The organism is Burkholderia sp. Cy-637 (genome assembly GCF_011753175.1).
In the GTDB taxonomy this organism is placed as follows: domain Bacteria; phylum Pseudomonadota; class Gammaproteobacteria; order Burkholderiales; family Burkholderiaceae; genus Burkholderia; species Burkholderia gladioli.
In genome coordinates, this window is the sequence record NZ_VWWC01000047.1 from 34,183 (window position 1) to 41,795 (window position 7,613).

Annotated in this window: 6 protein-coding genes and 1 pseudogene; 5 read left to right on the forward strand and 2 right to left on the reverse strand. The window is 67.7% G+C overall.

The features are described 5' to 3' along the window. Positions 1-110: 110 nt before the first annotated feature. Positions 111-870 (reverse strand): annotated as a pseudogene (locus tag F3J10_RS15200) (lytic polysaccharide monooxygenase); the annotation flags it as partial. A gap of 314 nt (positions 871-1,184) precedes the next feature. Next, complete coding sequence (locus tag F3J10_RS15205) at positions 1,185-2,507, reverse strand: helix-turn-helix domain-containing protein (RefSeq protein WP_167242402.1); 1,323 nt, start codon at positions 2,505-2,507, stop codon at positions 1,185-1,187. Positions 2,508-2,774: 267 nt separating this feature from the next. On the opposite strand from F3J10_RS15205, the gene F3J10_RS15210 reads away from it, so the two are divergent. The 5 genes from F3J10_RS15210 to F3J10_RS15230 form a co-directional block, all read left to right on the forward strand. Then, positions 2,775-3,548, forward strand: coding sequence for an SDR family oxidoreductase (locus tag F3J10_RS15210; protein WP_036036172.1), 774 nt, complete (start codon positions 2,775-2,777; stop codon positions 3,546-3,548). A gap of 411 nt (positions 3,549-3,959) precedes the next feature. Then, positions 3,960-4,874 (forward strand): LysR family transcriptional regulator, encoded by a 915-nt coding sequence (locus tag F3J10_RS15215; RefSeq protein ID WP_025096976.1) that lies wholly within the window; start codon positions 3,960-3,962, stop codon positions 4,872-4,874. A gap of 181 nt (positions 4,875-5,055) precedes the next feature. Further along, positions 5,056-5,502 carry a MarR family winged helix-turn-helix transcriptional regulator gene (locus F3J10_RS15220; RefSeq protein WP_167233360.1) on the forward strand — a complete coding sequence of 149 codons (447 nt, stop codon included), beginning with the start codon at positions 5,056-5,058 and terminating at the stop codon, positions 5,500-5,502. Then, the gene (locus F3J10_RS15225; protein ID WP_013699385.1) at positions 5,499-5,981 is read left to right on the forward strand and encodes a MarR family winged helix-turn-helix transcriptional regulator; all 483 of its coding nucleotides are present in this window, start codon (positions 5,499-5,501) and stop codon (positions 5,979-5,981) included. Before F3J10_RS15220 ends, F3J10_RS15225 begins: the two co-directional genes overlap by 4 nt. Positions 5,982-6,107: 126 nt before the next feature. After that, positions 6,108-7,613 (forward strand): efflux transporter outer membrane subunit (locus F3J10_RS15230; RefSeq protein WP_167242403.1); only part of this gene is annotated, 1,506 nt, incomplete at its 3' end.

The window sequence follows — 7,613 nt, forward strand, 5'->3', positions numbered from 1 at the left end:
CATCCTCGCGGAAATCATTGCGCCGCGATGCACCGCGCGCGCCGCGCCGAAGCCGGCGTCATGCCGGCTTCGGCGCGGGCGAGCGGCGACGCGGCTCAGCGCCCCGGCAGGATCGTGATGTCGCTGCAGTTGAAGAAGCCCTCGTTGCCCGCATCGCGGCGCTGCCAGTAGCTGTACAGCACGGCGTCGCCGGTGCGTCCGGCCGGCAGCGGCACGCTCAGCTTGTAGAACGAGGTGACGGTGCCGGGCAGGTGGCCGCCGCCGTTGGCCGGCTGCGGAGCCGGTGCCGGCGCGTCGTAGATCTTGTCGAGATCGGCCCAGCGCAGCGGCTGCTGCGGGTTGTAGCCGGGCTTGCTCAGGTAGATGCGCATCACCGACGGGGTGTGGCTCTGGGTGTTTTCCCAGGTCACGTCGATCTTGCCGCCCACCGGCGTCACGCGGGTCTTGCGCCAGGCCACGGCCGGCACGTCGATGCCGGATTTCTTCTTGTCGCCGCCCGCGCAGAGCAGGCCGTCGGGCACGGCTTGCTGCAGCTTCTCCAGGTCGTCGCCCTGGCCGATCGGGTTGGCCGAGAACTCGTTCCACTGCGTGAACGGATAGGCCGAGTTGCCGCCGTTCTGGTAGGCGGCGCGGCAATCGGTATGCGGGATGCCGCTGCCGTCGGCCGGATCCCAGTAGCCGCCCTCGAGCCGGCATTGATACTGGCGCGCGATCGGCGTACCGATCGCGCCGTGCGCGCCGGCTTCCTGCATGCCGGCCGTGAGCGCGGCCGCGCAGATCGGCAGCAGTGCAAACATCCGGGCGAATTTGGCGTGTTTCGCTTCCTTGGAAAACGATTGGATCGACATGATGGATTCTCTCGGAAATTATTCGTGTTTTTGATCAGGAGTGCGTAGTGAGAAACCGTGTCGACATCAATCGACGGCCTTGACGCGGCCTGCACTCCTTTCGGGAATATGCACAACAACATTACGCGATGCAAGCTTTTGATCGCGATATGAAAGCGTTGTTGCCGGAATGGATTTATCCGGGATTTTTACTTTGGTTTATAAACCGGAAGATCATTGACGTGGCTCGTATCAAGCCATTGAGAATGACGATTTCTCGTCAATGAACCAGGATATTTTTCCGCGATTTTCTTTTTGTTTTTCGAGCGAGATCGAAGGCGGTATTCTCGCCCTCGATCATGCCCCGGTGCCGCGCTTGCGGATCTGGCCCGGCGTCTCGCCGAAATGCATGCGCATGGTCGCGGTCAGGTGGCTCTGGGTGCCGAAGCCGCAGGCCATCGCGATCGCGAGGATGGTCGCCGAGCTGTCGCGCAGCATGGCCCGCGCGTGCGCCAGCCGTCGCTCGATCAGGTATTGCTTCGGCGTGCGCGAGAAGGCGGCCTTGAAGGCCTCGATCGTGTCGTATTCGCTGAGCCCCACCAGTCCGGCGAGATCGCCGACGCTGATCGGACGCGAGAGGTTGGCGTCGATGTAGCGATCGATGCTGGCTTCGCACAGATCTCGCGTGCCCGCGTCGACGCGCGTCGCATCGAGCGGCCGGTTGGGATTGCGCCGCCAGGTCGAACTCGGCGCCTCGCCGAAACGCCGCTCATAGGCCAGCAGGAAGCGGTTCGAGATGGCGAAGCCGTGTTCGCGCAGGGTCTCGACGAAACCCTGGGCGCCGCCGGCCGAGAGCAGGGCGCGATGCAGCCGGTCGAGCCGCGCCTCGACGAGCAGCTCGGCCGAGGTCCGGCCGGCATGGCGACGGATCGCGTGTTCGAGCATTCCGGTCGCGCAGCCGAGCGCGTGGGCGAGGGTGGTGATCGACTTCCAGCGCAGCGGATCGGCGCGGATCAGGTCGATGGCGCTGCGCGCCAGCGCCTCGTCGACGGGATGCGGGCTGGTGAAACGCTGGCGATGTTCGTGAGGCTGGCCTTCGAGCAGCATCTTCATCATGTGCTCGACGATTCCCTGCGCGGCGGCCTCGGGCACCGGCGCCATGAGCAGCATCTGCCGCAGGCAGCCGGCGGCGAGGTTCCATTGCGCGGCAACATCGGCACGCAGCGGTTTCAGGTCGAACAGGATGGGGGCGTCGAGCGGCTCGCCCAGCCATTGCGCGGCGAAGCGGTTCAACTGCCCGGCATCGACATGGACCGACAGATGCGCAAGCCCGTCGTCGTGCGCGATGCAGGTGGAATTGCCGGTCGACGAGATCGGGATCACGTCGCCGGGCGCGCAATCGGTGGCCAGGCGCCCGCGCGAATAACGGGCGCCGCCGCGGGTGCAGGACAGGATCAGGTAATTCGGTCGCGCCAGTTCGGAATCGAAGCGAAACGGAATGTCGTAGTCGACGTCGCAGATGCTGAGGCCGTTCCAGGCCTGCCCGGCGATGCTGATCTCGCGCGCGCCGGCGCGATGCGCGGCGAAGCGGTTGTCCGCGTAGATTTGACTGATGAATGCCGAGACTTCGTCGGGGTCGGCGCTCTGGAATCGATGGTGTTCGACAGGAGCTGGCTGCATCGTATGCCTCGTGCGGCGCGGGGGGACGACCACGCTTCGCGCGATGCTAGTCGCAAATGGCAGGAACGAATGTCAAGCATGGTGAGATCGGCGTCGCCGCGCCACGACCGCCGCGTTATCGGATTCCGGCGTGAAATTCCCGACAAATCCCGCCGCGATTCATTCCTATACTGGCGGGTCTGGCTGGGTCCGGCCGGCGCGACGCGTCCCGCGGCGCGCCCGGTATTGATCCGGACCCCGAACCTTGCGGACACGAGGAGAACAGCGATGGCGGATCACGGAATCAAGGGCAAGACGGCGCTGATCGCCGGCGGCGCGAAGAACCTGGGCGGGCTGATCGCGCGCGACCTGGCCGAACAGGGCGCGCGGGCGGTGGCGATCCACTACAACAGCGCGAGCTCGCGCGCGGCGGCCGACGAGACCGTCGCCGCGATCCGCGCGGCCGGCGCCGAGGCGGTCGCCTTCCAGGCCGACCTGACCACCGGCGCGGCGGTCGAGAAGCTGTTCGCCGATACCGTGGCGGCGATCGGCCAGCCCGACATCGCGATCAACACGGTCGGCAAGGTCCTGAAGAAAGCATTCACGGAAATCAGCGAGGCCGAGTACGACGAGATGACGGCGGTCAACGCCAAGACGGCCTTCCTGTTCCTGCGCGAAGCGGGCAAGCACGTGCGCGACAACGGCAAGGTCTGCACCCTGGTGACCTCGCTGCTGGGCGCCTTCACGCCGTTCTACGCGGCCTACGCGGGCACCAAGGCGCCGGTCGAGCACTTCACGCGCGCGGCGGCCAAGGAGTTCGGCGCACGCGGTATCTCGGTCACGGCGGTGGGCCCCGGCCCGATGGATACGCCGTTCTTCTATCCCGCCGAAGGTGCCGATGCGGTCGCCTATCACCGCACGGCGGCGGCGCTCTCGCCGTTCTCGAAGACCGGCCTGACCGACATCGAGGACGTGGTGCCCTTCATCCGGCATCTGGTCAGCGACGGCTGGTGGATCACGGGGCAGACGATCCTGATCAACGGCGGCTACACCACCAAGTAAGTGCGCTCGGGCAGGCGGCCCGGCCGCCTGCCTCGGCAGGGCCCGCGCGCCGCCGCCGGGCCGTTGCCGTCTCTTCCCGCATCCTCCACGCCGCTTCCGCGCATCGTCCGCGGCTCGATCGGCACGCGTCGCGCGTGCATGATTCGCCAGACGATTCACAATATTCGCACGCGAGTCACGTCTTCACGGCGTTACACTCGATCGCGCGATGAAGCAGTGCCGCCAAGCCCGGCGAGCTCCCATCGGACACGATAAAATACCGCCGCCGCCCTCCTTTTCGAACGGTTCCTCGTCGCCGCAAGCGACGATGCGTTTCGCCACGAACGAAACCCGACCGACGGCGATGTGGCGGCCGCGCGGCCATCCCGCGCCATCCGTGTCGAATCGCGCACGCTACCCGGAAAAGTCGTCATGGAATATATCGATAGCTTGCGTATCTTCTGTTCGGTCGTCGAAGCTCGCGGCTTCACGCGTGCGGCCGACATGCTGGGCCTGTCCACGCCGGTCGTCTCGCGCGCGGTCGCATCGCTGGAGAAGCGGCTCGGCGTGCGCCTGTTCCATCGCACCACGCGGCAGATCTCGCTGACCGAGGCCGCCGAGCAGTTCTACGAAGGCTGCGTGCGCGTGATCGCCGATCTCGACGCGCTCGAGGAGGGCGCCTCGACCCAGGCGCGCGAGCCCAGCGGCGTGCTGCGCGTGATCTCGCATGCCACCGCCACCACCCATCGCCTGCTGCCGCTGATCGCCAGCTACAAGCGCAAGTACCCGAAGGTCAGCATCGACGTGACGCTGGCCGAGCGCCCCGTCGACCTGGTGGCCGAAGGCTACGACATCGGCCTGCTGCTGCCCTTCATGCTGACCTCGGACACGGTGGTCACGCGGCTGATGGAGATGATCCCGTTCGAGCTGGTGGGCTCGCCCGAGTACCTGGCGCGCGCCGGCACGCCCACGCATCCCTCGCAGATCGCCGACCACATGGTGGTGGCCTTCTCGACCTCGATCCGCAAGCCCGAGATGCGCTTTCGCGTCGACGACGAGACGCTCACGGTGCCGTTCCGCTACGAGATCGAATCGAACAACGCGCCCTTCAATCTCGGCATGGTGCTGAAGGGCTTCGGGCTCGGCATGCTGCCGACCTCGGTGGTCGAGGAATACCTCGAGAGCGGGCAACTGGTCTCGGTGCTGGCGGGCTTCCCGCTGGTCGACATGGGCGCCGAGATCCGCCTGGCCTATAGCTCCCGCACCCTGCTGCCGGCCAAGGTGCGCAGCTTCATCGACCACACGGTCGGCTTCTTCGAAAGCGCGAACGCACCGCTGCCGCGCTGAGCGGGCTCGCCCAGGCGCGCGCTCGCGCCGGCTTCTCCTTTCATTTTCATTTCGCCGGTTGCGCCGCGGCATTCCCGGCAGACGCTTAAAATCCTTGCCGTGTCGATTCTTGTCGTGACAGTGATAATGGGTTGCGTCTGGCGGCGTTGATGACCCGGCCCTCCATCTCTAGTCTGTGCGCATGCACAGAGAGCCCCCCGATACGGACCACTGTTTTGCGATTCGCCAGGCCGCGCGTCATGTCTCCCGGTTCTACGAGTTGTATCTGTCGCAAGCCGGCGTGACGCCGTCGCAATTCAGCATTCTGCGTTTCCTGAGCGCGCAGGCCAGCGCGACCATGCTCGAACTGGCGCGCGCCACCTCGACCGATCGCACGACCCTGGTGCGCACGCTCAAGCCCTTGCTGCGCGAGGCGCTGGTGTTGCAGACGCAGGACGAAGGCGGCGGCCGGCGGCAGCATTTCACCTTGACGCCGGCCGGCCAGTGCCGCCTGGCGGAGGCGATGCGGCACTGGCATGCCGCGCAGGCCGCCTTCGAGGGCCGCTTCGGCGCGCCGCGCGCGCAGGCGCTCGACCAGGCGCTGGCCGAGCTGGCACGCGAGTTCGCGCCGGACGGCGCGCCGGCATGAGCGGCGCGCCCGGCAAGCCGCTGCACCTGCCCGCGCAGGCACTGACGGTGCCCAGCGACGAGCATGGCGCGAGCCTCGGCTACCTGCTGACGCAGACGCACGCGCGGATGATGCAGCGGATCACCCATCGCGCGCTGGCCGAGCTTGGCGTGACGGGCGTGCAGGGCAAGGTGCTGTTCCTGCTGGCGGCCGGCCATTGCGAGACCGCGGCCGATCTCGCGCGCGAATGCTGCGTCGATGCCAGCGCGATCACGCGCGTGCTCGATCGCGTCGAGTCGCGCGGGCTGTTGCAGCGGGTGCGCGCGCTGGAGGATCGCCGGGTGGTGCGGCTGGCGCTCACCGCGGCGGGCTGCGAACTCGCGGCGGCCATGCCGGCGCTGTTCGAGGCGGTGCGCGACGAGGGCCTCGACGGGCTGGTCGCGGAGGAAGCCGAGGCGCTGGTCCGGATGCTGAAGCGGATTCTCGCGAACGGCGGCTGAGTTCGGCGTGTGGGGCGGTTTCGGGCGCTCTTATTGTCTTTTAATAGTTGTCTAGTCCATCAATGCAGGGAGTCGTTTTCCTATGAATACCGTCACAGGCAGGATGGTGCGCCGCGGAGTCTCACGATGATCGCGCAGCCCGTTCCGATCTCGCTGCGCGCGATCCGCGCGGCGTCGATGGCGGCGCTGGCGGCCTTCGCGCTGGCCGGCTGCGCCAACTACATCGGCATCCACAGCGACAAGCAGATCACGTCGGCCACCCAGCTCGAGACCAGCCAGAGCCTGCCCGCCGAGGGCGGCCACTGGCCGACGCTCGACTGGGCGAGCCAGTTCGGCGATCCGCAGTTGCCGAAGCTGATCGACGAGGCGATCGCGGGCAACCCGAGCATCGCCCAGGCGCAGGCGCGCCTCGCGAAGGCTTCGTCCTACATCGAATCCTCGCGCGCCGCGCTGATGCCGAAGGTCGACGCCAGCTATTCCTGGACGCGCGAGCTCTACTCGGGCAACGGCCTGTATCCGCCGCCCTATGGCGGCAACTGGTACAGCGAGAACAACGTGCTGGCCAGCGCCTCCTGGGAACTCGATCTGTGGGGCAAGAACCGCGAGCGGCTGCGCTCGGCGGTCTCGCAGCAGAAGGCCGCCCAGGCCGAGGTGCAGCAGGCGCGCGTGACGCTGGCGGTCTCGGTGGCGCGTACCTACAACCAGCTGGCCCAGCTCTACGCGCTGCGCGACATCGCCCAGCGCGAGATCGGCAATCGCGAGACGGTCGGCAGGATCACCGAGGGCCGCGTGGGCGCCGGGCTCGACACCAATGTCGAGCGCCAGACCGCGCGCGGCAACGTGGCCAGCAGCGAATCCTCGCTGTCGGAACTGGACGGGCAGATCACCACCACGCGCTACCAGCTCGCGGCCCTGCTCGGCAAGGGCCCCGACCGGGGGCTGTCGATCGCCACGCCGGTGCTCAAGCCCGGCGGCGCGGTCGAGCTGCCCGGCAATATTCCCGCCGACCTGGTGGCGCGCCGCCCCGACCTGATCGCCGCGCGCTGGCAGGTCGAGGGCGCGATGCACGACGTGAAGGAGGCGAAGGCCGAATTCTTCCCGGACGTGAACCTCGCCGCCGGTTTCGGCTTCGATGCCTTCGGCTGGGGCCAGTTCCTGAAGTTCGCGAGCCGCCAGGCGCAGTTCGGCCCGGCCGTGCACCTGCCGATCTTCGACGCCGGCGCCTTGCGCGCGCAACTGAAGGGGCGCTACGCCGACTTCGACCTGGACGTGGCGAACTACAACCAAACGCTGATCGGCGCGCTCAACGACGTGGCCACCCAGGTCGCCTCGATCCGCGCGCTGGACAAGCAGATGGGCGACGCGCAGCGCGCGCTCGACGCCCAGACGCGCGCCTACGATCTCGCCGTGATCCGCTACAAGGCGGGTCTCGCGCCGCAGTTGCAGGTGCTCAGCGCCGACATCAACCGCCTGGGCGCGGAGCAGACCGTCACCAACCTGGTGATGCGTCGCCGCGACCTGCAGATCGGCCTGATCAGCGCGCTGGGCGGCGGCTTCGACGCAAGCGGCACGCCGCTCGCGGCACCCGACGCGAAACCGCGGGCTGCGCCCGCCACCGCGGACGTGCCGGGC

What these genes read in the sequence shown, in the direction of transcription:
- F3J10_RS15225 (WP_013699385.1), top strand. Translation starts at nt 5,499, where the DNA reads ATGAGCGGCGCGCCCGGCAAGCCGCTGCACCTGCCCGCGCAGGCACTG.
- F3J10_RS15205 (WP_167242402.1), bottom strand. Translation starts at nt 2,507, where the DNA reads ATGCAGCCAGCTCCTGTCGAACACCATCGATTCCAGAGCGCCGACCCC.
- F3J10_RS15220 (WP_167233360.1), top strand. Translation starts at nt 5,056, where the DNA reads ATGCACAGAGAGCCCCCCGATACGGACCACTGTTTTGCGATTCGCCAG.
- F3J10_RS15215 (WP_025096976.1), top strand. Translation starts at nt 3,960, where the DNA reads ATGGAATATATCGATAGCTTGCGTATCTTCTGTTCGGTCGTCGAAGCT.
- F3J10_RS15210 (WP_036036172.1), top strand. Translation starts at nt 2,775, where the DNA reads ATGGCGGATCACGGAATCAAGGGCAAGACGGCGCTGATCGCCGGCGGC.